The organism is Shewanella sp. UCD-FRSSP16_17, assembly GCF_001675935.1.
Classification (GTDB): Bacteria; Pseudomonadota; Gammaproteobacteria; order Enterobacterales; family Shewanellaceae; genus Shewanella; species Shewanella japonica.
The window spans coordinates 56,842-82,281 of sequence record NZ_LZFV01000003.1 but is presented as its reverse complement, the minus strand read 5'-3'; the positions used below and the strand labels follow the sequence as shown (position 1 = coordinate 82,281).

General features: G+C 40.2%; 25 protein-coding genes. 6 read left to right on the top strand and 19 right to left on the bottom strand.

Annotated elements, in window-relative coordinates:
• The first annotated feature begins 426 nt into the window (after positions 1–426).
• The 6 genes from A9267_RS07840 (at position 427) to A9267_RS07815 (ending at position 6,003) form a co-directional block, all read left to right on the top strand.
• On the top strand, positions 427–2,415 hold the full coding sequence (locus A9267_RS07840) for a heme lyase CcmF/NrfE family subunit (protein WP_065108825.1): 1,989 nt from the start codon (positions 427–429) through the stop codon (positions 2,413–2,415).
• Complete coding sequence (locus tag A9267_RS07835; RefSeq protein WP_055025440.1) at positions 2,412–2,849, top strand: cytochrome c-type biogenesis protein; 438 nt, start codon at positions 2,412–2,414, stop codon at positions 2,847–2,849. The genes A9267_RS07840 and A9267_RS07835 overlap by 4 nt, the downstream gene beginning before the upstream one ends.
• A complete protein-coding gene (locus tag A9267_RS07830) occupies positions 2,842–3,447 on the top strand; it encodes a TlpA family protein disulfide reductase (protein ID WP_065108824.1) in 606 nt (201 codons plus the stop codon). The genes A9267_RS07835 and A9267_RS07830 overlap by 8 nt, the downstream gene beginning before the upstream one ends.
• Before the next feature lie 181 nt (positions 3,448–3,628).
• A complete protein-coding gene (locus A9267_RS07825) occupies positions 3,629–3,988 on the top strand; it encodes a hypothetical protein (RefSeq protein ID WP_065108823.1) in 360 nt (119 codons plus the stop codon).
• A gap of 150 nt (positions 3,989–4,138) precedes the next feature.
• Positions 4,139–5,005 (top strand): AraC family transcriptional regulator, encoded by an 867-nt coding sequence (locus A9267_RS07820; RefSeq protein ID WP_065108822.1) that lies wholly within the window; start codon positions 4,139–4,141, stop codon positions 5,003–5,005.
• Between the two features lie 203 nt (positions 5,006–5,208).
• A complete protein-coding gene (locus A9267_RS07815) occupies positions 5,209–6,003 on the top strand; it encodes a nuclear transport factor 2 family protein (protein ID WP_443018788.1) in 795 nt (264 codons plus the stop codon).
• 94 nt (positions 6,004–6,097) lie between these two features.
• Here the strand turns inward: A9267_RS07815 and deoD are convergent, their stop codons facing one another.
• The 19 genes from deoD to mioC form a co-directional block, all read right to left on the bottom strand.
• Entirely contained in the window at positions 6,098–6,808 is a 711-nt protein-coding gene (gene deoD, locus A9267_RS07810; RefSeq protein WP_065108820.1) for a purine-nucleoside phosphorylase, read from the bottom strand.
• Positions 6,809–6,864: 56 nt separating this feature from the next.
• Complete coding sequence (locus A9267_RS07805; RefSeq protein ID WP_065108819.1) at positions 6,865–8,091, bottom strand: NupC/NupG family nucleoside CNT transporter; 1,227 nt, start codon at positions 8,089–8,091, stop codon at positions 6,865–6,867.
• A 490-nt stretch (positions 8,092–8,581) separates the two neighbouring features.
• The gene (gene glmS, locus A9267_RS07800) at positions 8,582–10,411 is read right to left on the bottom strand and encodes a glutamine--fructose-6-phosphate transaminase (isomerizing) (protein WP_065108818.1); all 1,830 of its coding nucleotides are present in this window, start codon (positions 10,409–10,411) and stop codon (positions 8,582–8,584) included.
• Between the two features lie 28 nt (positions 10,412–10,439).
• Positions 10,440–11,213 (bottom strand): DeoR/GlpR family DNA-binding transcription regulator, encoded by a 774-nt coding sequence (locus tag A9267_RS07795; protein WP_065108817.1) that lies wholly within the window; start codon positions 11,211–11,213, stop codon positions 10,440–10,442.
• 173 nt (positions 11,214–11,386) lie between these two features.
• Positions 11,387–12,754, bottom strand: a complete 1,368-nt coding sequence (gene glmU / locus A9267_RS07790) for a bifunctional UDP-N-acetylglucosamine diphosphorylase/glucosamine-1-phosphate N-acetyltransferase GlmU (RefSeq protein WP_055025448.1) — start codon at positions 12,752–12,754, stop codon at positions 11,387–11,389.
• A gap of 194 nt (positions 12,755–12,948) precedes the next feature.
• On the bottom strand, positions 12,949–13,377 hold the full coding sequence (locus tag A9267_RS07785) for a F0F1 ATP synthase subunit epsilon (RefSeq protein ID WP_055025449.1): 429 nt from the start codon (positions 13,375–13,377) through the stop codon (positions 12,949–12,951).
• A gap of 33 nt (positions 13,378–13,410) precedes the next feature.
• Positions 13,411–14,802 carry a F0F1 ATP synthase subunit beta gene (gene atpD / locus A9267_RS07780; RefSeq protein ID WP_055025450.1) on the bottom strand — a complete coding sequence of 464 codons (1,392 nt, stop codon included), beginning with the start codon at positions 14,800–14,802 and terminating at the stop codon, positions 13,411–13,413.
• A gap of 33 nt (positions 14,803–14,835) precedes the next feature.
• Positions 14,836–15,696 (bottom strand): F0F1 ATP synthase subunit gamma, encoded by an 861-nt coding sequence (atpG, locus tag A9267_RS07775; RefSeq protein WP_055025451.1) that lies wholly within the window; start codon positions 15,694–15,696, stop codon positions 14,836–14,838.
• 51 nt (positions 15,697–15,747) lie between these two features.
• The gene (atpA, locus tag A9267_RS07770; protein WP_065108816.1) at positions 15,748–17,289 is read right to left on the bottom strand and encodes a F0F1 ATP synthase subunit alpha; all 1,542 of its coding nucleotides are present in this window, start codon (positions 17,287–17,289) and stop codon (positions 15,748–15,750) included.
• Positions 17,290–17,303: 14 nt separating this feature from the next.
• Entirely contained in the window at positions 17,304–17,837 is a 534-nt protein-coding gene (atpH, locus tag A9267_RS07765; protein ID WP_055025453.1) for a F0F1 ATP synthase subunit delta, read from the bottom strand.
• 16 nt (positions 17,838–17,853) lie between these two features.
• Positions 17,854–18,324 carry a F0F1 ATP synthase subunit B gene (gene atpF / locus A9267_RS07760; protein WP_055025454.1) on the bottom strand — a complete coding sequence of 157 codons (471 nt, stop codon included), beginning with the start codon at positions 18,322–18,324 and terminating at the stop codon, positions 17,854–17,856.
• Positions 18,325–18,351: 27 nt separating this feature from the next.
• Positions 18,352–18,609: a F0F1 ATP synthase subunit C gene (gene atpE / locus A9267_RS07755; RefSeq protein ID WP_012157432.1), complete on the bottom strand. Its 258-nt coding sequence runs from the start codon at positions 18,607–18,609 to the stop codon at positions 18,352–18,354.
• A gap of 32 nt (positions 18,610–18,641) precedes the next feature.
• Positions 18,642–19,463, bottom strand: coding sequence for a F0F1 ATP synthase subunit A (atpB, locus tag A9267_RS07750; protein WP_055025455.1), 822 nt, complete (start codon positions 19,461–19,463; stop codon positions 18,642–18,644).
• A 12-nt stretch (positions 19,464–19,475) separates the two neighbouring features.
• Positions 19,476–19,859: an ATP synthase subunit I gene (locus A9267_RS07745; protein ID WP_055025456.1), complete on the bottom strand. Its 384-nt coding sequence runs from the start codon at positions 19,857–19,859 to the stop codon at positions 19,476–19,478.
• Between the two features lie 224 nt (positions 19,860–20,083).
• Positions 20,084–20,977, bottom strand: coding sequence for a ParB/RepB/Spo0J family partition protein (locus tag A9267_RS07740; RefSeq protein WP_055025457.1), 894 nt, complete (start codon positions 20,975–20,977; stop codon positions 20,084–20,086).
• 15 nt (positions 20,978–20,992) lie between these two features.
• Complete coding sequence (locus A9267_RS07735) at positions 20,993–21,775, bottom strand: ParA family protein (RefSeq protein WP_055025458.1); 783 nt, start codon at positions 21,773–21,775, stop codon at positions 20,993–20,995.
• A gap of 57 nt (positions 21,776–21,832) precedes the next feature.
• Positions 21,833–22,453, bottom strand: a complete 621-nt coding sequence (gene rsmG / locus A9267_RS07730; RefSeq protein ID WP_055025459.1) for a 16S rRNA (guanine(527)-N(7))-methyltransferase RsmG — start codon at positions 22,451–22,453, stop codon at positions 21,833–21,835.
• A gap of 119 nt (positions 22,454–22,572) precedes the next feature.
• Positions 22,573–24,462 carry a tRNA uridine-5-carboxymethylaminomethyl(34) synthesis enzyme MnmG gene (gene mnmG / locus A9267_RS07725; RefSeq protein WP_065108815.1) on the bottom strand — a complete coding sequence of 630 codons (1,890 nt, stop codon included), beginning with the start codon at positions 24,460–24,462 and terminating at the stop codon, positions 22,573–22,575.
• A 453-nt stretch (positions 24,463–24,915) separates the two neighbouring features.
• Complete coding sequence (gene mioC / locus A9267_RS07720; protein ID WP_065108814.1) at positions 24,916–25,368, bottom strand: FMN-binding protein MioC; 453 nt, start codon at positions 25,366–25,368, stop codon at positions 24,916–24,918.
• Positions 25,369–25,440 lie beyond the last annotated feature (72 nt).

Genomic DNA, 25,440 nt, shown 5'->3' with positions numbered 1-25,440 from the left:
ACAGTTCATCCATTTCGCTATTAGTCACTTGGATTAACTAAACCTAACCGTCCATCAAACGATTCTTTACAACTGAGCAAGGCTTATTCTTCATAAAAAAACCGCTAAAAATTTGACCTAGAGCACAACAAAAAATTGATCCAATATCAAAAGTTACCAAAAACAAATAATCAATATAAAACAGACAGATAAATAACCAAGCAGTGGATTTTTGAAACATTTAAGCATGACTTTAAACTATCAAAACTTAACAATTAGCCACTTAAGAAATAAAAAGTTGCCACCTACAAAACACCATAAAGTTAACTTGTGGCCGCTCACAAAATGATTAAGGAAATTGAATTATCGTCAGGTAGCGTAAAGCAGAAGAGTATGAAGCAGTGCTTATGACACTGTTTTTTAATAATTAATCTATTAGGTGACTTTATGGCTGCAGAGATAGGCTTACTATTACTCATCATCAGTTTAGTAATATCATTCTTAGTGGCCACACTAGGATTTATCGCCCCTCAATTTGAAAAAAGCCATCATTTATGTGCATCAGCTAACCAGCTCATCCCATCGTTAGTGCATCTCAATGCGTTTGCTCTAACCATGTCGATATTGATTCTGGGTCATGCTTTTTGGGTCAATGACTTTTCTCTTACTTATGTGGCGAACCATTCAAATACGCAATTAGCCAACATATTCAAAATTGCTGCAGTATGGGGAGGACATGAAGGCTCAATGCTATTTTGGATTGTCGTAACTGCACTTTGGGGAAGTTTTACTTGTTTCAACACCCCAAAAATGAACCACTTTGCTTATTACTTTAACGCTGTCATAGCCAGCATCTTATTTGGTTTCTTATTATTTTTACTCTTTACTTCAAATCCATTTGAACGGTTATTGCCGGAAATACCGATAGAAGGAAGAGATTTAAACCCTATTTTGCAAGACATTGGACTGGTTTTTCATCCACCCCTTCTTTTCATTGGTTATGTTGGTTTATCAATTTGCTTTTCAGGGGCTATAGCCACATTACTTTGCCATAAATCGAATATTCAAGAGCACTGTAAACGAATACAACCATGGGCAATAATCACTTGGATAGCTTTAACTGGCGGTAATGCATTTGGTTCTTGGTGGGCATATAACGAATTAGGATGGGGTGGCTGGTGGTTCTGGGATCCTGTGGAAAATGCTTCATTTATTCCTTGGATAGTTTGCACCGCATTAATCCACTCATTAAGGTTAAATCAAAAAACGAATCAAGCGTATTTGAGCAGCTTGTTCCTGTGTATTTTTGGTTTCTTTGTCTGCTTACTTGGCACATTTTTAGTGCGCTCTGGTGTTGTTCAATCAGTGCATGCATTTGCCTCAGATCCTACTCGAGGTGCTTCAATATTATCGCTAATGTTAATCTACTCAACACTTGGTTTTACGTTATTAGTTGCCAAAATCCCTGTGATTGCCAGCATAAAACCTACCCAGGGAATGACCAAGAGTACATTAATGGTCATTGGTAATTGCTTACTATTAATCACTGCGCTAACGGTGTTGCTTGGCACCTGCTATCCACTTTTATTTGAGACCGTTACCGGGCGAGTTATTTCTGTTGGCGCACCTTATTTTAATAGTGTATTCGTACCATTATTAACATTAATGAGTATTGCCATGGGCGCAGCCCCCTTTCAACCTTGGTTAAAGGAAAACAAACGCAATTCAAAAGGACTGCTCGTACTTGGCGCTATCGTATTTTTGTTAGCAATATCAGTTAATCTCCATCTATTAGAGCAAATCGAGTTTAATTTTATATGTGGTGTTTTTTGTATTATTTGGATGACCACCTGTACTGGCTTATTGCTACTTCAGCGATATTTACAAACTCAAAAACTAACCCTCAATGTTGTTGCCATGCTATTAGGGCATACAAGTGTTCTAGTCGCCATTACTGCGGGAACTATTGTTTCTTATTTTGAGCAAGATGAACTGCTACGAATGGGTCCCGGCCAAGGAAAAGAGGTTGCTGGGTATAATTTTATTTATCAACAAACTCGACATGTCGATACTCGAGCATTTACTGCTGTTGAAGCCGTTATTGCAGTTGAAGATCTTGACGGCAAACTTATCAGTTACATCACCCCTCAACGTAGAACCTTTAAAAGCAATGCTGTAGAACTTTCTGCAGCAGGCATTTATCACAGCTTTTTAAGTGACATGTACATTTCTATGGGAACCCAACTCAGTGATGATGAATACCTGATCCGTATTAGTTATAAACCTTTCGTAAATGGCTTGTGGTTAAGTGCTTTTATGATGATGTTAGCTGGTGGAATCGCATGCGTGGTGCACCATCGGCAACAAAGACTCGTTAAAACATATAACCCGCAAAACTCCCATCCATCACTACTGGTTAATAAGGTTAAGCCATGATTAAACTTCTCATGTTTACGCTAATGTTATTTAGTGCAGCAAGTATTGCGGCTGAGCAGATTACTCCCGAACACTTTCAATCAAATAGCCAAGCAGAAATTAAAACAACTGCATTTGATATTGCTAAATCTTTGCGCTGCCCAGTTTCAGCCAATCAAAGTCTGTTTGAGTCCCAAACTAAAATAGCTCATGAGCTCAAAGGCGAAATATTTTTGCAATTACAGCAAGGCAAAACGAAGCAACAAATTATCGATTTCATGGTCAACAGATACGGCGAAAAAATTCATTACATGCCGATATTTTCATGGGCTACTGCGGGGTTATTTTTACTTCCACTTTTATTGGTTTTATTCATGATGGCCTGGTTTATTCGACTTAATCAAACCTCTCGACATTCCCTGCATTATCAAAATATGGAGTCTACTAATGAATAAGTTATTTGCAACGTTCGGTGTCGTTATTGCCTGTTACTTACCTTATTCTCAAGCGACAATGCCTGAGGAGAAAATATATTCTACGGGTGAGAATATTGAAAAGCCGATGATAATGTCTCGGTTTATTGAAATGACCCATGCACGTAAAGTCGAACATGTGCCATTTACTGATCTTTCAGGTAATGAAGTTTCACTTCAAGCTCATCAAGGTAATCTCGTTATTATGAATTTATGGGCGACGTGGTGCGCTCCCTGTATCAAAGAAATCCCCATGATGGATAAAATAAGAGTCGATAATAAACATCGAAACTTAGTTGTCTTGCCTTTATCAATTGATGAAGAACATGAAAAAGTCGCCGCTTTTTTAACGCGTCATCAACTTGAAGGTTACCCAACTCTGATAGATCCCCAGCAACATGCCAACAAAATGCTGCCCATCAATGTGGTACCAGCGACCTATATATTTGATGGAAATGGCCATTTAGTCGGTTTTTTAAGAGGTTATTTAGATTGGGGAAATAAAGATGTGCAGCCTTTTATTGAACAGCTTATTGAAAAATACGCTGATCCCAGCCCTTTAATCGCTAAAGCGAATTAATCATCGCGTATAAAACAAGCTCAAAATATACGCATTTGCGGATTTTAATAGATAAAAAAGCCTAAAAAATATCTGCAGAAGGAGCTTGTTAACAAAATCCGTATCGTTCTTTAATTAACATTTTGCGTTATCAACATCTATTTTTATGAAAAACCAATCCAATTAATAAAGGTTTGAAATTATGAAAAAACTAATAACCGCAGCTATTGTCAGTACTTTATTTACTAGTCCTGTGTTTGCAGCCAAACAACTTTCAACAGAAGATGCAATTGGTATGGCAGGCTTAATGATATGCGATGTATTTTATAGTGATATTGATACTAAAGAGTCTGCACAACAGGCTGCCATCATCAAAAAATTGGTAACAGAACAATATAAAACGGGTATAGAAGACATGATGATGACGCAACAGACCAGCGATGAATTAGATCTTTATATTGCTCAATTTAAAGCATCAGATGAGCCCAAGAAAGTACAATTATGTCAGGATGCAATTAATTACACGCAAGACAGTACTGTCGCAAGTTTAGGAATGAGGTAATCACTTTATCACCTAAGTATTTAGCTAAGTATTTAGCTAAGTATGCACATATTATCGCGCAACCTAATCATGATGAACTTTCATCCCATGACTTGCTAGGGAGTGTCTAATTCCACTACACTTTTATGATTGAACTAGTGGAGTTTAACGTTGAATATACCCGATATTGGCTTTAACCATCAGCAATCAGATGAGGAAGAACTTGAGATAATTGATCTTGCATCATTATATCAAAGAGCCAATATCGACCACGACCCACAGCTTCCTCATAAAGTGAACTTCTTTATGCTCATTTATATTGAGCAAGGCGAAGGCGTTCACATGATTGATTTCAATGATTACCCTTTTTGTGCAGGCTCTGTCTTACTAGTCCAGCGAGAACAGGTTCATGCGTTTGATTTTTCTACTAAGCCGCAAGGTAAAGTGCTTATTTTCACACAGGCATTTTTAGATCAAGTCCATGCTAATATGCGCTTACCTAAATACACCCCAACACACCTTAATCAACAGCACTCACCACTATTAAAACTTGATAAACAAACTTACCAACGAACCCGTTTATTGATTGAGCAAATCACTGTTGAGTTTAATCATCAACAAACTGATCCTCTCATCGTTATGTATCTGTTCTCAGCGCTGGCATTGATATTACATCGATTAAGGCCTGCAGCGAAACATGACAACATGTCATTAGAGCAAAATGTAAAACTTGCACGCTTTTTTGAGTTAATGCAGCAACACTTCCGGAAAACTCGAGATGCAAGCTGGTATGCCAACCAAGTTAATACCACTTATAAAACCTTAAATCACATTTGTAAGCTGGCAACAGGATTAACCGCCAAACAAATGATTGATGCTTTTACTGTTATAGAGATAAAACGACATATAGTCATCAGTAAAAAGCCTTCTCAGCAAGTTGCTTATGATTTTGGTTTTGACGATGCCAGCAATTTTGTTAAGTACTTTAAAAATCAAACTAATATCACACCAAGTCAGTTTTTAAAGCAGGTTGGATAATAATAAATATCCTGCTTTAGGTTCGATATTCACCATTTTTACACTCAAATACACTCTGCCAAGTGACCCCAGCGATCGCTAATATTGTTCTCAAGCAAATTGAGGACAACACAATGACAACACCTAATCTTGTTAAACATTCACTTTTAGCGGCCAGCCTTTTTAGCCTTATCGCATGCACATCAAATCAGGAAGTAATCACTATGACAGACTCAAGCGCACAAACATTATCTAATAAGCAAAAAGCTGTAGCGGTTATATCAAGTATCGAAACGGGCGAGCAAACAGCAATTGGTTACATCAATCCAGAAAAGTATATCCAACATAACTTAGCTGTTGCCGACGGATTAGCAGGGTTTGGGGCTGTACTGCAGCAACTCCCTGAAGGAAGTGCAAAAGCCAAAGTTAAACGTGCATTTCAAGATGGTGATTACACCTTCACTCACACAGAATATAACTTTTTTGGTCCTAAAGTAGGTTTTGATGTATTTCGCTTTGAAGAAGGTAAAATTGTTGAGCACTGGGACAACCTGCAAGCAATCGCCCCAGCTAATCCAAGTGGTAGAACGCAGCTCGACGGTGCGACTGAAGTAACCGATTTAGATAAAACTGATTCGAATAAAGCGATTGTTGCTGATTTTGTCGCAACCATATTAATGAAAGGTGATATGAGCAAGATTAATCAATTTATTGATAATGATGACAATGCTTATATTCAACACAACCCAGCAATTGCAGACGGCCTTAGTGGCTTAGGTAAAGCGTTAGGTGAACTTGCTGCTGCGAATATGCCTATGGTGGTCAGTAAAAACCATAAAATACTCGGAGAAGGTAACTTTGTATTATCGATTAGTGAAGGAACCTTTATGAATCAACACGTTGCTTTTTACGATTTATTTCGCTTAGATAATGGTAAAATCGTTGAACATTGGGACACCATTGAAACCATTCCCGCTCAAACAGAGTGGCAAAACAATAACGGTAAATTCGGCTTTTAATATTCAGCTTAATCACAGATAAAACAACAATGCCGAACTTATTTCGTGACAGAAGTAAGTTCGGCATACTTATGTTCAAGCAGAATGAACTCGGTTATTCGATATGACTAACTGCCTCTAAAGTCAGTTTAATCATTTCATTTAACGTTTGTTGACGTTCTTCCGCTGTTAAGTGAAGACCTTGTCTAATATGATCGGTCACCGTCATCATAGCAAGTGCACGCGCGCCATATTCTGTTGCGACGCCATAAAGACCTGCCGCTTCCATTTCAACACCTAAAATGCCGTATTTTTCCATCAAGTCATATCGGCTTTCATCTTCACAATAGAATAAATCCGAAGAATATAGATTACCTACGTGATAACTTGCACCTTGTTTTTCTGCTGCATCAGTTGCTAAGCGCAATAAACCAAAGTCAGCAATCATGGCAAAATCAGTATTAGCAAAGCGAGTGCGGTTAACGGTAGAGTCGGTACTCGCGCCCATTGCCATTACCACATCCATTAGTTTGATTTTGTCACTAACGGCGCCGCAAGAACCAATACGGATAATGTTTTCTACGCCGTATTCGGTAATAAGCTCTTTGGCATAAATAGAAATCGAAGGGATCCCCATACCTGAACCCATTACAGAGATAGTTTTACCATTATATTCGCCAGTGTAACCCAGCATATTACGTACATCTGTCACAAGTCTTGGGTTATCTAAAAAGTTTTCTGCAATGTACTTTGCACGTAACGGATCGCCAGGCATTAATACTGTTTTAGCGAAGGCGCCCTCTGGGGCATTAATGTGTGGGGTCATGCTCTTACTCCAATGTTGCCAACTAAGACCTTAGCTGGCATAAAAATATTAGTGTTCTAGTTAGCTAAACTAAATAATAAGCCTGCAATGGTTCCGCTCATTAAGTTAGCTAATGCTGCAGCAATCAATGCTTTCATACCAATTTCACTTAAATCATGGCGGCGCTCAGGGCACAGAGCGGCCAGTCCACCAATCACCATGGCTAATGAACCAAGGTTAGCGAAACCACATAAAGCAAAACTGATGATAATTTGAGTTTTAGGCGTCAAATCTTCGGCGACTTTTAAGAAATCAATATAAGCAACAAACTCATTGATCACCATTTTCTGGCCAATAAATGAGGCTGCTTGAGTCGCCTCACTCCACGGTACTCCCATTAACCAAGCTAATGGTGCTAACAAATAACCTAAAATTGCTTGCATGGTGATATCACCATGACCAAACCAACCACCAACACCGCCAATTAAGCCATTAACCATGGCTATTAAGCCAACAAAGGCAATGAGCAGAGCTGATACCGCAAGCACTTGTTGCATCCCCATAGCTGCGCCGCTTGCTGCTGCATCCAAGACATTGGTAGGCTTGTCTTCTTGTTCATCCATGACTTGCTTAATATCATTGCGTGGCGTTTCTGTTTCAGGCCACATTAACTTGGCGAAGAGTAATCCTGCTGGAGCCGTCATAAAGGCTGCGGTAAGAACGTATTTAATGTCCACGCCCATTTGTATGTAACCAATCATAGTGCCACCAGCAACAGAAGCTAAGCCACCAGTCATCACAGCAAACAACTCTGAACGGGTCATATGTTTAACAAATGGTCTCACCATTGATGGCGCTTCAATTGGGCCGACAAAAATATTGGCGGTTGCTGATAATGATTCAGCACGGCTAGTGCCTAATAGTTTAGAAAGTCCACCACCAATAACGCCGATAATCAGTTGCATAATGCCGAGGTAATATAGCACTGCAATCAAGGCACTAATAAACACCACAACAAACAGAACGTTAATAACAAAGATAAAACCAACACTGAATTTAGCTAAATCACCAAATACAAACGCTAAGCCTTCATTACCATAGTTGATCACATGCATTACTGCGCTAGATGCGCCATCCAACATGCTTTGCCCCATCGGTAAATACATGACAAATGCACCAAATGCGATTTGAAATGCGAGTGCACCGATTACCGTTCTTGGCTTAATTGCACTGCGTTTTTCTGACAATAAAATAGCTAAACCAATCAAGGCACACATGCCTAGTAAACTGATGAAAACTTCCATACATTTTTGACTCGTGAAACGATTTGATACATGCAGTTTATCGAGCAAATAAACGGACTCAAGCCTTGTTTGTCGTCAAAAATAACTATTTTAGTAAAAGATAAGAATGTGGAGAAAATGCCGAAATAGCACCTAAAAAACCAAAACAAATACTGCATTTAACAAATATGAAAAACACATAAAAATCACAAAAAAAACATTTCCAAACCAATCCATAAGATGTGTAAACATTCACTTTTCACTCTGTAGAGAAGCCATATTTAATAAAGCAAAATTTCGCTCTATTAATTGTGTTATTGGCATATCAATTCTGAAATTAAACTACTTTAAATTGAGTAAAAATAGCGCATTTTTGCGCTTAATAAATACAAATAAAAAACCTCCATATAAGTAAGACTTACCTGGAGGTTTAAAGGCTGCACTAATCACAGTTTTGATGCGTGATTTTTACTTTAACTGTGCACGAGTGTTTTGCTAACACGCCAAAATATTATTCTACCGTGACTGATTTCGCTAAGTTACGTGGCTGATCCACATCAGTGCCTTTAATTAATGCCACATGATATGACAATAACTGTAATGGAATAGTATAGATAAGCGGCGCCATAAACTCATCGCAATGTGGAACCGGAATCACCTTCATGGTGTCATCAGATTCGAACTCTGCATCTTTATCAGCAAAGACGTACATTAAGCCACCACGGGCACGGACTTCTTCAACATTTGATTTAAGCTTTTCAAGCAATTCATTATTTGGCGCAACAACAATAACCGGCATATCGGCATCAATCAGTGCTAATGGGCCGTGCTTTAGCTCACCCGATGCATAAGCTTCAGCATGAATGTAAGAAATCTCTTTTAGCTTAAGCGCACCTTCCATCGCGATTGGATATTGATCGCCACGACCTAAGAATAAAGCATGGTGCTTGTCAGCAAAGTCTTCTGCAAGTTCAGCAATCGCATCATCTAAACTTAACGCTTGCTCTACTTTAGCTGGCATAGATTGTAAGCTTTGAGTGATCTCAGCTTCCATCTCTTCGGTCATGCCGTTATGACGACCAATTGCAGTGGTTAGCATTAATAAACCAGCAAGTTGTACTGTAAAGGCTTTCGTCGATGCCACACCAATTTCAACACCGGCTTTCATCATATAAGCCATATCAGACTCACGAACTAATGAAGAACCCGGCGCATTACAGATAGTTAAGGTCGCTTTATAGCCCATCTCTTTTGCTAAACGCATCGCCGCTAAGGTATCTGCAGTCTCACCAGACTGAGAGATAGTCACTAACAGGCTGTTAGGGAACATATGTGATTTGCGGTAACGGAACTCAGACGCAATTTCAACATTACACGATACGCCAGCCCAGTCTTCTAACCAATAACGGGCTGCCATACCAGCATGATAACTGGTACCACATGCTATGATTTGCACATGCTTTATGTCTTTTAAAAATTCTACCGCATTCTCACCAAATGCTGAATCTAACACTTTACCAGCAGCTATTCGGCCTTCAAGAGTATGGGCAATTGCTGTTGGTTGCTCATAAATTTCTTTAAGCATGTAATGACGATACTCGCCTTTATCGCCAGCATCATGAGTCACTTCAGATTCTTTTACCTCACGCTCAACCGGATTACCATCAACATCAAAAATACTGACTTCACGACGAGTAATTTCAGCGACATCACCTTCTTCTAAAAAAGCAAATGAACGTGTTACAGGTAATAGGGCTAACTGATCAGAAGCAACAAAGTTTTCGCCTAGACCATAACCGACAACCAATGGGCTACCACTGCGAGCAACAACCATACGCTCGCTATCACGACGATCTACAACGACTGTTCCGTATGCGCCTTCAAGCTGTTTTACTGTGGCCTGTACTGCAGCCAGTAACGTGTCATGGCTTTTTAATTCATGGTGAACTAAATGACAAATCACTTCTGTGTCAGTATCAGATGCGAAGGTATAACCTAAGCCTTTTAACATCTCACGCAGTTTGTTGTGGTTTTCAATAATACCATTGTGCACGACCGCAATATCACCTTCCGATAAATGAGGGTGTGCATTACGTTCACTCGGTTCACCGTGAGTTGCCCAGCGAGTATGAGCAATACCCGTTCCACCTGCTAACGGAGAAGTTGCTAGTGCATCATCTAGTTCTTGTACCTTACCGACTCGACGAGTCCGTCCTAATTCACCTTGATTGATGATGGCAACACCAGCGGAATCATAACCTCGATACTCAAGACGCTTTAAGCCTTCTACTAAAATTTCTGCCACATCCCTTTGCGCTACTGCACCTACAATTCCACACATAATTTAATACCTAATTTATAAAACTGATTTATTTGTTTTTATATGGCGCTAATAAGACTTTAACGCCATATTGAGTAATTTTGTTGACCATATCCGCAGGTAATCTGTCATCAGTCACTAAAACACTGATGCTTTCCCAGGCAAGCTCGAGATTAGGAATTCTGCGACCAAACTTATCTGATTCAAGCATCACAATAACCTCTCGTGATACTTCAGCCATCACTTTACTGAGACCAGTTAATTCATTAAACGTAGTTGTTCCACGCTCAAGGTCAATACCATCAGCACCAATGAAGAGTTGATCAAAGTTATAAGAGCGCAGTACTTGTTCGGCAATTTGTCCTTGGAAAGACTCAGAATGCGGATCCCAAGTACCACCGGTCATCAATAAAGTCGGTTCATTTTCTAATTCATGAATAGCATTCGCTAATTGCAGGGAATTAGTCATGACTAATAAGCCCCGCAAATTATCAAGCTGCTGAATAAGACCTGATGTTGTACTGCCACTATCAATAATAATGCGATTATGATCTTTAATAAGTTGTGCAGCTTTTTTAGCAATTGACAACTTATTTGGAGCAATTTTGGAGCTAAACTGTTGAGTAACCTCATCAGGAACCGCAACTGCGCCACCATAACGACGCAGCAATAATCCTGCTTCTTCTAATGTCGCTAAGTCCTTTCGGATTGTGACTTCAGAAGTTTCAAACCGTAACGCCAACTCATCAACACTCACCTCACCTTGCTGAGATAAAATACTGATAATATTATGTCTGCGTTGTTGTGTATTACGTTTGTTCATAATAACCATAAGTTTCGATTCGAAAGATAATTATAAACAAACGAAACTTTTTAGACAATATTTCAAACAATTAATATCCAGTTTCATTAGGCATAAAAAAACGGCCTGTTTTAACAGACCGTTTATAAATTTGATTAATAAACTGATTTTATGTCAGTTTTTAAAGCTCAATTTTATGATTTAGGCTTTTTGACTGGTCTTGCCCAACCACTAATGTGACGCTGCTTAACACGAGTAATAACTAACTCACCCTCGCCGACATCTTTAGCAATCGTAGAACCAGCACCTAATGTGGCGCCTTTCCCAATAGTCACTGGCGCAATAAGTTGCGAGTCGCTACCGACAAACACATCATCTTCAATAGTCGTTTGGAATTTATTTGCACCATCGTAATTACACGTAATAGTACCAGCACCAATATTTACACCGCGACCAATACTCGCATCACCTAGGTAAGCTAAATGACCCGCTTTAGACCCCTCACCCAATACCGCTTTTTTCATTTCAACAAAGTTACCAATATGGGCATCTTCTTTGAGTTCTGCACCTGTACGTAAACGAGCAAACGGCCCAGCACTAGCAGCTTTACCTAGCTTGGCGCCTTCGACTATTGAATAAGGTTTAATTTCAGCGTTATCAGCAATCTCACAGTCAATAAGAATGGCACCAGCACCAATCGTCACGTTATTACCAATCGTCACTTTTCCTTGGAAAATGACATTGATATCAATCATTACATCCATGCCAACGCTGACATCACCGCGAATATCAAGTCGAGCAGGATCACGAAGGTTTGCACCTTCAAGCATTAACTTTTCAGCCGCTCTTGCCTGATAAGCTCTTTCAAGTTGTGCAAGTTGAATGCGATTATTCGCCCCTTCAACTTCTACAGCTGATTCAGGTTGGGCTGTATCGATGGCCACACCATCTTCTTTTGCCATGGCAACAATATCCGTTAGATAGTATTCACCTTGAGCATTAGCATTTGATAAGCGACCTAACCAAGATTTAAGTTGTTTACCAGGAACCGCCATGATACCGGTGTTTACTTCTTGAATCAGTAATTGCTCAGCATTAGCGTCTTTTTGCTCAACAATACCAACCACGTTACCCGCTTCGCGAACAATTCGACCATAACCTGTTGGGTTAACTAAATTGACCGTTAAAATAGCCATACCGTTTTCTGGTCTTGCTGCTAATAACTTTTCTAAGGTCGACTGCTGTATTAGAGGCACATCACCATAAAGAATTAACACGGTGTCGTCGTCATTAATGTTTGGATTAGCTTGAGCCACAGCATGGCCAGTACCTAATTGCTCAGCTTGTAGAACCCAATTTACAGCTTGTTCACCTAAAACAGTTTGAAGTTTATCTGCGCCATAACCATAAACCAGCTGAATAGCATTACTACCAAGCGAATTAGCGGTATCAATAACATGTTGTACCATGCTTTTATGAGCAATGGGGTGTAGTACTTTTGGCAAGTCTGAACGCATCCGTGTTCCTTTACCAGCAGCGAGAATGACAACATTTAATGACATCAGGATTCCTTGAGCAACAATTGAGTTAATAGCCGTTTATTTTATCGCAGATATTGAATGTTAGAAATGGAAATGTGCAGTTCTCTGCTTATTCTGGTTCATTAGCTATGGTTAGTGACACACCTGGTGAGGGACATTTAAATAACAGACACAAAAAAGGCGACCCTTGGGTCGCCTTTTTAAAACAATAACCTTTATCTGGCAATGTTCTTTTTGATGGTTTCAACAACACGAAGTTGAGCTAAAGATTTAGCTAATTCGATTGTTGCAGCTTCGTAATCAAAGTCAGCGCCTGCATTAGCGATACTCGCTTCTGCGCGTTGCTTAGCTTCAAGTGCAGCTTGCTCATCAATATCATCGGCACGCATAGCGACGTCAGCAAGTACAGAAATTGAAGTTGGTTGTACTTCCAGGATACCACCTGATAAATACAATACATCTTCACTTCCATCTTCCTTAATCATGCGCGCCATGCCAGGTTTGATTTTAGTTAGCAAAGGAGCATGGTTAGGCATAATACCTAACTCACCTTCAGTACCGCTCACTTCTAAGAAGGTCACGTCACCGCTGTACATGCTGTTCTCTGCACTTACTATATCAAGTTTGACTGTCATGGCTGCCATCAAGATCTCCTAAAATACTAAGCTAATGCTCAGTTATTTCTTTTTGTTAGCTTTCTCGACAGCTTCGTCGATTGAACCAACCATGTAGAACGCTTGCTCTGGAATGTGATCAAACTCACCATTCAAGATACCCTTGAAGCCACGGATAGTGTCTTTAAGAGAAACGTACTTACCAGGAGAACCTGTAAAGACTTCTGCTACGAAGAAAGGTTGAGATAAGTATTTCTCAATCTTACGTGCGCGGAATACAGTTGTTTTATCTTCATCAGATAATTCATCCATACCCAAGATAGCAATAATGTCTTTTAGCTCTTTGTAGCGTTGAAGTACAGTTTGTACGCCGTTTGCTACATCGTAATGCTCTTGACCAACAACTAATGGATCTAATTGACGAGAAGTCGAATCCAATGGGTCAACCGCTGGGTAAATACCTAGCGAAGCAATGTTACGAGACAGTACAACAGTCGCGTCTAAGTGAGCGAAGGTTGTTGCTGGTGACGGATCGGTTAAGTCATCCGCAGGTACATATACCGCTTGTACAGAGGTAATAGAACCAGACTTAGTTGAAGTAATACGTTCTTGTAGAACACCCATTTCTTCAGCTAGTGTTGGTTGGTAACCTACTGCAGAAGGCATACGGCCTAATAGTGCAGATACTTCAGTACCGGCCAAAGTGTAACGGTAGATGTTATCAACGAATAACAGTACGTCACGACCTTCGTCACGGAATTTTTCAGCCATTGTCAAACCAGACAATGCTACACGTAAACGGTTTCCTGGAGGCTCGTTCATTTGACCATATACCATGGCTACTTTGTCGAGAACGCCAGAATCTTTCATTTCGTAGTAGAAGTCGTTACCCTCACGAGTACGCTCACCAACACCAGCGAATACAGAAAGACCTGAGTGTGCTTTTGCGATGTTGTTGATTAATTCCATCATGTTGACGGTTTTACCAACACCAGCACCACCAAATAAACCAACTTTACCACCCTTAGCGAATGGACAAACAAGGTCGATAACCTTGATACCAGTCTCTAAAAGTTCAGTTGTGTTTGACTGATCTTCGTATGAAGGTGCTTCACGGTGAATTTCATAACGCTCTTCTTCACCAATGTCACCCGCTTCATCGATAGGCTCACCCAATACGTTCATGATACGGCCAAGGGTTGCAACCCCAACCGGAACAGAAATTGGTGAACCTGAGTTTGCTACCTCTAGACCACGACGCAGACCATCAGAAGAACCCATAGCGATGGCACGAACTACACCACCACCTAGCTGTTGCTGAACTTCCAGCACCAAGCCATTACAGTCGCCTTCACCTGTGATCTTCAGAGCGTCATATACCTGAGGTACAGAATCTTGTGGAAACTCTACGTCCACAACCGCGCCAATTACTTGGACAACAGTACCTGTGCTCATGATTAATCCTCTAAACTTTATTAGTTACCTAACCTAAACCGCTGCAGCGCCTGAAACAATCTCCGACAATTCTTGCGTAATCGCAGCTTGTCGTGCCTTGTTATAGACTAATTGCAGATCATCGATCAGCTCACCAGCGTTATCAGTTGCAGCCTTCATTGCTACCATACGGGCAGCCTGTTCAGACGCAATATTCTCAACAACACCTTGATAAACTTGAGACTCAACATAACGAGTCAACAATACTTCCAAAATATCTTTTGGATCTGGCTCGTAAATGTAATCCCAAGGATACTTAGCTACTTCTTCTTCCGATTTAGGTAAAGGTAGCAGCTGTTCGATCACAGGAGTCTGAGTCATAGTATTCACAAATTTGTTGAATACGATAAACAGACGATCCAGTTTGCCTTCGTTGTAAGCTTGTAGCATAACTCTCACGGTACCGATTAAATCGGCTAACTTAGGCGCATCGCCTAAACCTGAGGCATGGGCAGAGATTTCTCCACCAAAGCTATTGAAGAATTGCACACTTCGTGCACCAATTGGACAAAATTCAACTTCTGCCCCTTGGTCTTTCCAATCCTTCACATCTGACACAACCTTTTTGAAAAGGTTAACGTTCAGACCACCACAAAGGCCACGGTCGGTTGACACAACAATGTAACCAACCCGCTTGGCATCTCGAACTTCCAAATATGGATGTTTATATTCAAGAGTACCTTGCGCTACGTGACCGATCACCTTACGCATATGCTCTGCATATGGACGGCTCGACTCCATGCGATCCTGCGCTTTGCGCATTTTGCTGGCAGCCACCATTTCCATTGCAGAAGTGATCTTTTGAGTGTTTTTAACACTCGCGATCTTGGTTTTAATCTCTTTAGCGCCGGCCATTTCTACTCTCCAATCTGGGACCTGAGGCGCCTTACGACACCTCGATAATTATTACCAGGTTTGGGTTTCAATGAACTTGTCCAGGCCAGCTTTTAATTGACTTTCAATGTCTGCGTTGTAATCGCCAGTTTCATTAATAGTATTAACAAGCTCAGCATGTTCGCTGTTCATGAATGAAAGCAGAGCAGCTTCGAAGCTACCGATTTTACTTAATTCAACAGTCTTCAAGTAGCCTTTTTCAGCTGCGAAGATTGAGATAGCTTGGGCAGCGATGCTCATTGGAGCATATTGCTTTTGCTTCATAAGTTCGGTAACACGCTCACCATGCTCAAGTTGAGCACGAGTTGCATCATCTAAGTCAGATGCAAATTGTGAGAACGCAGCAAGCTCTCGATACTGTGCTAACGCGGTACGAATACCACCAGACAGTTTCTTGATGATCTTAGTCTGAGCCGCACCACCAACACGAGAAACAGAAATACCAGGGTTAACAGCTGGACGTAAGCCAGAGTTAAATAAGTCAGTCTCAAGGAAGATCTGACCATCTGTAATAGAAATTACGTTGGTCGGTACGAATGCAGATACATCACCTGCTTGGGTTTCAATAATCGGTAACGCAGTTAAAGAACCGGTTTTACCTTTTACTTCACCGTTAGTGAATTTATCTACGTAGATTTCGTTTACACGTGAAGCACGTTCTAATAAACGAGAATGTAGATAGAATACATCACCTGGGTATGCTTCACGTCCTGGTGGACGCTTCAATAGTAGAGAGATCTGACGGTAAGCAACTGCTTGCTTAGATAGATCATCATATACGATTAAAGAATCTTCACCGCGGTCACGGAAGTATTCACCCATTGAACAACCTGAGTAAGGTGCTAAGTATTGTAATGCTGCAGCTTCAGAAGCTGTTGCTACTACAACGATAGTGTTAGCTAGTGCACCGTGCTCTTCAAGCTTGCGTACTACGTTAGCAATTGTAGAAGCCTTTTGGCCTACCGCTACGTATACACATTTAATGCCTGAATYTTTCTGGTTGATAATTGCATCGATAGCCATCGCTGTTTTACCAGTCTGACGGTCACCAATGATCAATTCACGTTGTCCACGACCAATTGGGATCATAGAGTCAACGGCTTTATAACCAGTTTGGATTGGTTGATCTACTGATTGGCGCTCAATTACACCAGGAGCAATTACTTCAACAGGAGAGAAACCATCGTTATCGATTGGTCCTTTACCGTCAATTGGCTCACCAAGGGTGTTAACTACGCGGCCTAATAAACCACGACCTACTGGTACTTCAAGAATACGACCAGTGGTCTTAACTTTTGCGCCTTCTGCTAAATTAGCATAAGGACCCATTACTACGGCACCGACAGAATCACGTTCTAAGTTCAACGCGATTGCAAAACGGCCACCAGGCAGTTCGATCATTTCACCTTGCATTACATCGGCAAGGCCGTGAATGCGAATGATGCCGTCACTTACTGCAACGATTGTACCTTCGTTGCGAGCTTCACTAACGACGTCGAACTGCTCGATCCGCTGCTTAATCAGATCGCTGATTTCAGTGGAATTCAGTTGCATGCTCAAACTCCCAATTACGATTGTAGCTTATCAGACAAGCGCGATAAATTACCGCTAACCGAGCCATCGATGACTAGGTCGCCTGATTTAATAATTACACCGCCAATAAGCGATGCATCTACACTACAATTCAGCTTAACTTTGCGTGCGAGACGTTTCTCAAGAGAAACACTAATTTGCTCTTGTTGCTCAGAGCTCAGCTCAGTCGCTGAAACAACAGTTGCTTCAACTTCTTTAGCCCACTCATTGCGGTATTCAGCAAAAAGTAAAGATACTGTTGGTAGTATCTCTAAACGACCGTTTTCAGCCATCACCTTAATAAGGTTCTGACCTTGCGCATTCATTTGCTCACCACATACTTCGATAAATAGTGAGGCAAGTTGTGCACTAGCCAATGAACCACCAAGCAACGGTTTAATTGATTCGTTTTCACTTACCAATGCCGCGAAGTTAAGCATTTCTGCCCAATCTTCAATTGCTTTGTGTTCAACAGCAAAATCAAAAGCTGCCTTTGCATAAGGACGAGCAATGGTGCTTATTTCAGCCATAACTCCGATTCCTTAATTAAATTTCAGCAACAAGTTTATTAACTATGTCACTGTGAGCTTCTGGATCAATCGAACGTTGAAGAATTTTCTCTGCACCAGTTACGGCAAGAGTAGCAACTTGCTTACGCAAGTCATCTTTAACGCGATTACGTTCGTTTTCAATTTCAGCTTGACCTTGAGCGATAATTTTCGCACGTTCGGTATCAGCTTCAATTTTAGCTTCTTCAACTATTTGAGCTTTGCGCTTATTAGCTTGCTCAATAATTTCATTAGCAGTCGCCTTCGCTTCTTTTAGTTGCTCATTAGCTTTCGCTTGAGCCAACTCTAGATCTTTTGCAGCACGTCCTGCATCAGCTAGCCCATCGGCAATTTTCTTCTGGCGTTCTTCGATAGCGTTCATCAATGGCGGCCATACAAACTTCATGCAAAACCACACGAAGAGTGCAAAAGAAATCGCTTGGCCTAGCAGGGTAGCGTTAATACTCATAACGACAACTCCTTCTAAGGGGGGCGATTAGCCAGCTAATTGACCTAAGAATGGGTTAGCGAATACGAAGAATAATGCAACACCAACTGCAATCATTGAGATCGCATCAAGTAGACCAGCTACGATGAACATCTTAGTTTGTAATGCTGGAGCAAGTTCTGGTTGACGAGCTGAAGCTTCTAAGAACTTACCACCTAAGATAGCAAAGCCAATACCAGTACCTAGCGCTGCTAAGCCAATCATGATTGCAACAGCTATTGCTGTAAAGCTAATTACAGTTTCCATTTTATCTCCGATAAATAACTAATTTTATTAAATTAATGTTCTTCATGTGCCATGCTTAGATATACAATCGTAAGCATCATGAAGATAAACGCCTGCAGCACAATAACCAAAATATGGAAAATAGCCCAAGGCACTGATAATGCGAACTGAGCCCACCAAGGCATCAGTGCTATCAGAATAAAGATCAACTCACCTGCATACAGGTTACCAAACAGACGAAGCGACAATGAAATCGGCTTCGCAACCAAAGTAACTGTTTCCAAAATCAAGTTAACTGGAATCAGTGACCAATGGTTGAAAGGTTGTAAGGTCATTTCTTTTGTGAAACCACCAAATCCTTTAACTTTAATACTGTAAAAAACAATCAACGCAAACACACTCAAGGCCATACCTAGAGTTACGTTTAAGTCAGTTGTTGGTACAATTTTAAGGTAAGGAACACCTAAAAATCTGTTTGCGGCTTCAGGTACAAAGTCAACCGGAATTAAGTCCATTAAATTCATCAGGAAAACCCAGACAAAAATAGTCAGACCTAATGGTGCGATAACCGCGTTACGACCATGAAATGAGTCTTTAACGATTTTATCTACACCTTCCACGCACATTTCAACGAAACATTGAAATTTACCTGGAACGCCAGTTGTTGCTTTTTGTCCTACTTTGAAGAATGCCCACAAAAATAGAACCCCAAGACCTACTGAAAACAAAAGTGAGTCAATGTGCCAAGTCCAAAACCCGGCATCTTGACATGCATAGTTAAAAGCAATTCCGCCATCAGCAGAACACATTTTCGCATTAGTCAGGTGATGCTGGATATACTCGGAAGCATTTAATGCTTCACCAGTTGTCGCCATGATTAATCTCACTTAATTTTGCTTGAAGTATAAAGGGGCTGTCCAAGGTATTAATAGCGCCAACAAATAACAGCTAAATAACGGCATAAATGGCGTTTTCAGCATGCCAAATGCAATGGCGAATAACACAATGGTTAGCAGCAACTTTACCGCTTCCCCCAAGAAAAACATCCAAACGACTTTTCCTGACGCTTTAGCTCCCGCATGAGAGAAAGCAAGGGTTGCGAATACAAAATTAGGGAGTACAGCAATGAGACCACCTGCTAAAGCAGATAAGCCATACTGAGCTCCCCACAGAGCGAAAAATAAAATTGAAGTTCCCCCAGCTACCGCCGCCTGCAACAACACTATTCTATAGGCTGACCACCGGCCACGACGCGCTAAAACCTTACTCAATTTTTAATCTCCGCATTAATGCTTATTTCTCTTCTGGGCGGTTAATGTGATCATTAACAACTCAGACAGGAAAAAAGCATGCAAAGTATACCTTTTCACACCTTGTTTGCAACTTTGATGAGAGGTTAAACAGTGATATTAGGCGTGATTTGAGACTTAATTTCTAAAATCTCAAATTTACGCCTTGTTACAAAGTTACTATTGAAATGACTTTGTTGGAGGATTTAGTGGATTTTGCTAAGTATTCCATCTAATTCAGCAAGATCTTGGTAGTTTATTACAATTTTACCTTTACCTTTACTGCCATGATTTATAGCCACTTTAGCACCTAATTTTTCAATTAACTGTTGCTCCAAGCGGGTTACATCATGATCTTTAGCTGGCTTTTCGGCTTCTTTGGTAGGATTTAGGGCTTTATTCACTAATCGTTCAGTTTCACGAACTGTCATTTCTTTAGAAGCGACTAATCGAGCAAGGTTTGTTTGCTCATCACCTTCAATAGCCAATAATGCTCGAGCGTGACCCATATCAATATCGCCATACTCTAATAAACGTTTTACAGGCTCATTTAAACTGTTTAATCGTAATAAGTTAGAAACACTTGCTCTAGATTTTCCGACCGCATCAGCCGTTTGTTGATGGGTTAATTCAAATTCTTCAAGTAAACGTTGTAATGCAATGGCTTCTTCCATTGCATTAAGGTCTTCACGCTGGATATTTTCAATCAAGGCAATTGCTACGGCGGATTCATCAGGTACTTGCTTAACAATACAAGGAACTTGCTCTAATTGAGCAATTTGCGATGCTCTCCAACGACGTTCGCCAGCAATGATTTCGTATCTTTCAGCATCAACTTTACGAACAACAATAGGCTGAATGATACCTTGTGACTTAATAGATTCAGCTAATTCATCCAGTGCTTCTGGTGACATGTCTTTACGCGGCTGATATTTACCAGATTGCAATAAATCCACATCTAGCATTAATAAACCATCTTCTTTCGGCGCTTGGTCGATATTGATGTTAGGTTGAGTCTGTTCTGTTTTTCTATTCGCAGCGCTACTATTGCTTAGTAATGCATCCAAACCTTTACCTAAACCACGTTTTTTTAACGTCATTTTATTCCCTTACGCTTACTTTGATTCTGTTTGTTGCTCTGCACGGCGAATAATTTCACCCGCTAAAGCTAAATAGGCTTTGGCGCCAGCACTTGATTTATCATAATACATCGCAGGAGCACCAAAACTAGGCGCTTCAGCTAAACGGATATTTCTTGGAATAACGGTGCGATATACTTTTTCGCCAAAATGTTGTTTTAGCTGATCGGACACATCATTAGATAAACGGTTTCGAGGATCATACATGGTTCGTAAGATCCCTTCGATGCTCAAATTAGGGTTAACCATCGCACCTAATTTGGTGATGGTATCGATCAATGCAGTTAAGCCTTCTAATGCATAGTATTCACACTGCATTGGCACTAATACAGAATCAGCGGCAGACATCGCATTGACCGTTAACATGTTGAGCGATGGCGGACAGTCAATAAAAATAAAATCATAATCATCTTTTACTGCTGCCAAAGCATTTTTTAATCGAATTTCTCTTGCAAAAAACTCCATCAGCTTAATTTCTGCTGCAGTTACATCACCATTACCCGCAATAAGGTCATATTTACCGGTCGTATCTTTGATCACTATCTCTTCGAACGGCTTTTCTTCAACAAGCAATTCGTATGCGGTATTTTCAACTTCATATTTATCGACACCGCTGCCCATAGTGGCATTACCTTGCGGATCAAGATCGATTAACAGCACTTTGCGTTTTGTGGCTGCAAGTGATGCTGCTAAATTAACACAAGTTGTTGTTTTTCCAACGCCACCTTTCTGGTTGGCTACGGCAATGATTTTACCCACGTGTTCACCCTAAGGACTTATTTACGATGTCCGATAATATTTATTTTTTCGTGACTATTATTTCTTGGTCAGTTTTAACAGATGTCTTTGCTCATCGAGCTTTGGCACTGTTAATGAAATGGTTTCAGTGACTGTAAACTCGTTAGGAATACTGGCCATTTCTGCATCACTAAGTTGGCCTTTAAGCGCATAAAATTGGCCATTGTCAGCTGGTAAGTGATGACACCAAGTCAACATGTCTTCAATTGATGCAAAAGCACGGCTAATTACGCCATCAAATTTTTGCTCGGGCTCATAGGCCTCAACACGACTTTCAACTGAAGTAATGTTATTGATCTTTAATTCAAATTGAACCTGTTTTTGAAAACGAATACGTTTTCCTAAACTATCAAGTAATACAAACTCTTTATCGGGATTAAGAATTGCTAGTGGGATCCCAGGTAAACCAGGTCCAGTCCCAACATCAATAAAACGCTGCCCTTTAAGATAAGGAGAAACCACTAAACTGTCCATAACATGACGGATTAACATCTGTTCAGGATCTCTAACCGAAGTTAAGTTATAAGCTTTATTCCATTTATTTAGCATGGTAACAAACCCAACAAGCTGTTGTTGTTGAGTTTCTGTTGCTGATATACCAGTTTCAGCAAGATAAATCTTAAGTTGATCGGCTAACACGCTAAGTGACCTCTAAATCAAAGGGAATCGTTAATCATCGGGTATTATGAATGGCAGAAATGACTAAGGGAAGTCTCAATGCTTCCCTTATTGGTTAAAACACAACTTTTTACTGCGATTTATGCGCTTTTACGTAATAAACCACGTTTTTTAAGGTGTACAAGCAAAATCGAAATGGCGGCTGGAGTCATTCCAGAAATACGTGAAGCTTGGCCAATGGTTTCAGGTTTATGCTCATTCATCTTAGCAATGACCTCATTCGACAAACCTTGCACTTCTTGATAATCCAAATCCAATGGTAAAACAGTCGTTTCATGACGGATTGCTTTGTCAATTTCACCCTGTTGTCTTTGAATATAGCCTGAATATTTCACTTGGATCTGAACTTGCTCTGCAGCACGCGGATCGTCAACACCTGGGCCGAAACCTTCTAAACTCATTAATTTACCGTAATCCATTTCTGGACGACGTAATAAATCTTCAAATGATGCTTCACGTGAAATAGGTGTATTTAATTCAGGATTCAATACATCCAGTAACGGTGAGTTTTTATGAACCCAATTACTGCGTAAACGCTGTAATTCAGTTTCAATTAACTCTTGTTTTTCACTAAACTTCTGCCAGCGCTCATCATCAACTAAGCCTAATTCACGGCCTTTTTCAGTGAGACGTAAATCAGCATTGTCTTCACGAAGTAACAAACGGTATTCAGCACGACTAGTAAACATGCGGTAAGGTTCTTTTGTGCCAAGTGTTGATAAATCGTCAACCAATACGCCAATGTATGCCTGATCGCGTCTTGGACACCAAACTTCTTTGCCTTGTACTTGCAACGATGCATTCATACCAGCTAACAAGCCTTGTGCGCCCGCTTCTTCATATCCGGTTGTGCCGTTAATTTGTCCAGCAAAGAATAAACCATCAATATTTTTAGTTTCTAAAGAGTTTTTAAGATCTCTTGGATCAAAATAATCATATTCAATGGCGTATCCAGGACGAATTATCTCAGCATTTTCCATACCTTGAATAGATCTAACCAAATTCAATTGTACATCGAAAGGTAAACTTGTTGAGATCCCATTAGGGTAGATCTCATTAGTGGTTAACCCTTCTGGTTCAATAAAAATTTGATGGGAGTTTTTGTCTGCAAAACGATTAATTTTATCTTCGATCGATGGGCAATATCTTGGACCAATTCCTTCAATAACACCTGAGTACATTGGGCTACGATCGAGTCCTCCACGAATAATATCGTGAGTTTTTTCATTGGTATGTGTGATGTAACAAGAAACTTGTTCAGGATGCTGGCTAACATCACCAATGAATGACATGACAGGTAACGGACTGTCACCTTTTTGTTCTTGCATTTTATCGAAATCAATCGTGTTTGCATCAATTCTTGGTGGCGTGCCCGTTTTTAGACGTCCAACACGAATTGGTAATTCTTTTAGTCTATTAGCGAGTGCAATTGCAGGTGGATCACCCGCTCTTCCGCCGCTGTAATTTTCTAAGCCAATATGAATTTTACCACTTAGGAAAGTACCGGTTGTTAATACAACGCTTGGGGCTTCAAATGCTAAGCCCATTTGAGTAACAACACCTAAAACTTTATTGTTTTCAACAACTAAATCGTCTACAGCTTGTTGAAAAATACGTAGATTGGGTTGATGTTGTAAAATTTGTTGTATTTTTTGACGATACAAAGCTCTATCAGCTTGTGCACGAGTCGCTCTAACAGCTGGGCCTTTGCTTGAATTTAACGTTCTAAATTGGATACCTGCAAAGTCAGTTGCGGTTGCCATTGCACCGCCTAAGGCATCAATTTCTTTTACCAAATGGCCTTTGCCAATCCCACCAATGGCTGGATTACAAGACATTTGTCCAAGGGTATCAATATTGTGTGTCAGTAATAGGGTTTTTGATCCCATTCTGGCAGCAGCTAAGGCTGCTTCGGTTCCGGCATGACCACCACCAACAACAATTACATCAAACCGTTCATGAAAATGCATTTTGTAACCTTGGATAAAATAAATTTCTAATTTAGATCTTTAAACGAAAGACTCTCTGAGCCGAGTATTTTAGCACCTGGTTTGCTTTTCGGGAATGATCAATTTTCGTCTTTCGATCAGAGGAGGTTTGCTTAATAGATCTTAAGATCTTTTTAAAGATCTCTTTGTTATGTTTATTATTAGGATCGTACTTTTCTGTGGGTAAGCCTAATTTTTCTTTATATTCAACGGGTAATAGATAAACGATCTTGTGATCTAACTGCGATCTAATTCAAAATAAGTTGGGGATAGATCGGCTACTTATCCACAGGGGGGATCTTTAACCAGATCAGGTGTGGATCAATACAAAGTTATGATCGGATAAAATAATACCTTATCCACATAGTTATCTTGTAAATTAACTTATTGTGGATAAGATTGACTGTTATTGTGAGTATAAATGAAGATATTAACTTAATTAGTGGGAGTGATCGACGATTGCCATTGAGCTAACCAAGCAAGCGCGGCATCTTCAGGTACTGGATCCATTTGAACATCGATTTGGATCTTATTCACAAATGAGATTGCACCGAGTTGATCTAACCTTGAAATTATTTTTTCTGGGCCTTGGCAAAAAGTATCGTAACTTGAATCACCAATAGCGCATAACGCATATTTTAGCTCTGTAAGATCATCATTTGTGGCGATCAATTGTTGATAAAAAGGCGCTATATTGTCGGGAAGATCACCAGCTCCATGTGTAGAACTGACGATTATCCATAGGGATTTGGGGTCTAATTCAGATAAATTAGGAGCGAGATGTATTTGAGTTTCGTGGCCTAATTTGTCTAATTCTGCAGCCATATCGTCAGCTACATATTCAGTACCACCTTGCGTTGTACCGACTAAAATTTCGATTTTTGCCATATTATTGCCTTTGAATTAACCGTTAATTGTCATAGTTTACGCTGATTTATCATTGCACAAAGCGGTTTTTGT

Coding starts and splice junctions, on each gene's coding strand:
- glmS (WP_065108818.1), bottom strand. CDS start 10,411: ATGTGTGGAATTGTAGGTGCAGTAGCGCAAAGGGATGTGGCAGAAATT.
- glmU (WP_055025448.1), bottom strand. CDS start 12,754: ATGTCATTAAATGTTGTCATTCTCGCTGCTGGTAAAGGAACACGGATG.
- A9267_RS07740 (WP_055025457.1), bottom strand. CDS start 20,977: ATGACGTTAAAAAAACGTGGTTTAGGTAAAGGTTTGGATGCATTACTA.
- atpD (WP_055025450.1), bottom strand. CDS start 14,802: ATGAGCACAGGTACTGTTGTCCAAGTAATTGGCGCGGTTGTGGACGTA.
- A9267_RS07825 (WP_065108823.1), top strand. CDS start 3,629: ATGAAAAAACTAATAACCGCAGCTATTGTCAGTACTTTATTTACTAGT.
- A9267_RS07835 (WP_055025440.1), top strand. CDS start 2,412: ATGATTAAACTTCTCATGTTTACGCTAATGTTATTTAGTGCAGCAAGT.
- atpG (WP_055025451.1), bottom strand. CDS start 15,696: ATGGCCGGCGCTAAAGAGATTAAAACCAAGATCGCGAGTGTTAAAAAC.
- atpF (WP_055025454.1), bottom strand. CDS start 18,324: ATGAGTATTAACGCTACCCTGCTAGGCCAAGCGATTTCTTTTGCACTC.
- atpH (WP_055025453.1), bottom strand. CDS start 17,837: ATGGCTGAAATAAGCACCATTGCTCGTCCTTATGCAAAGGCAGCTTTT.
- deoD (WP_065108820.1), bottom strand. CDS start 6,808: ATGACCCCACACATTAATGCCCCAGAGGGCGCCTTCGCTAAAACAGTA.
- mnmG (WP_065108815.1), bottom strand. CDS start 24,462: ATGCATTTTCATGAACGGTTTGATGTAATTGTTGTTGGTGGTGGTCAT.
- A9267_RS07805 (WP_065108819.1), bottom strand. CDS start 8,091: ATGGAAGTTTTCATCAGTTTACTAGGCATGTGTGCCTTGATTGGTTTA.
- atpE (WP_012157432.1), bottom strand. CDS start 18,609: ATGGAAACTGTAATTAGCTTTACAGCAATAGCTGTTGCAATCATGATT.
- atpB (WP_055025455.1), bottom strand. CDS start 19,463: ATGGCGACAACTGGTGAAGCATTAAATGCTTCCGAGTATATCCAGCAT.
- A9267_RS07815 (WP_443018788.1), top strand. CDS start 5,209: ATGACAGACTCAAGCGCACAAACATTATCTAATAAGCAAAAAGCTGTA.
- A9267_RS07840 (WP_065108825.1), top strand. CDS start 427: ATGGCTGCAGAGATAGGCTTACTATTACTCATCATCAGTTTAGTAATA.
- A9267_RS07830 (WP_065108824.1), top strand. CDS start 2,842: ATGAATAAGTTATTTGCAACGTTCGGTGTCGTTATTGCCTGTTACTTA.
- A9267_RS07795 (WP_065108817.1), bottom strand. CDS start 11,213: ATGAACAAACGTAATACACAACAACGCAGACATAATATTATCAGTATT.
- A9267_RS07785 (WP_055025449.1), bottom strand. CDS start 13,377: ATGGCAGCCATGACAGTCAAACTTGATATAGTAAGTGCAGAGAACAGC.
- mioC (WP_065108814.1), bottom strand. CDS start 25,368: ATGGCAAAAATCGAAATTTTAGTCGGTACAACGCAAGGTGGTACTGAA.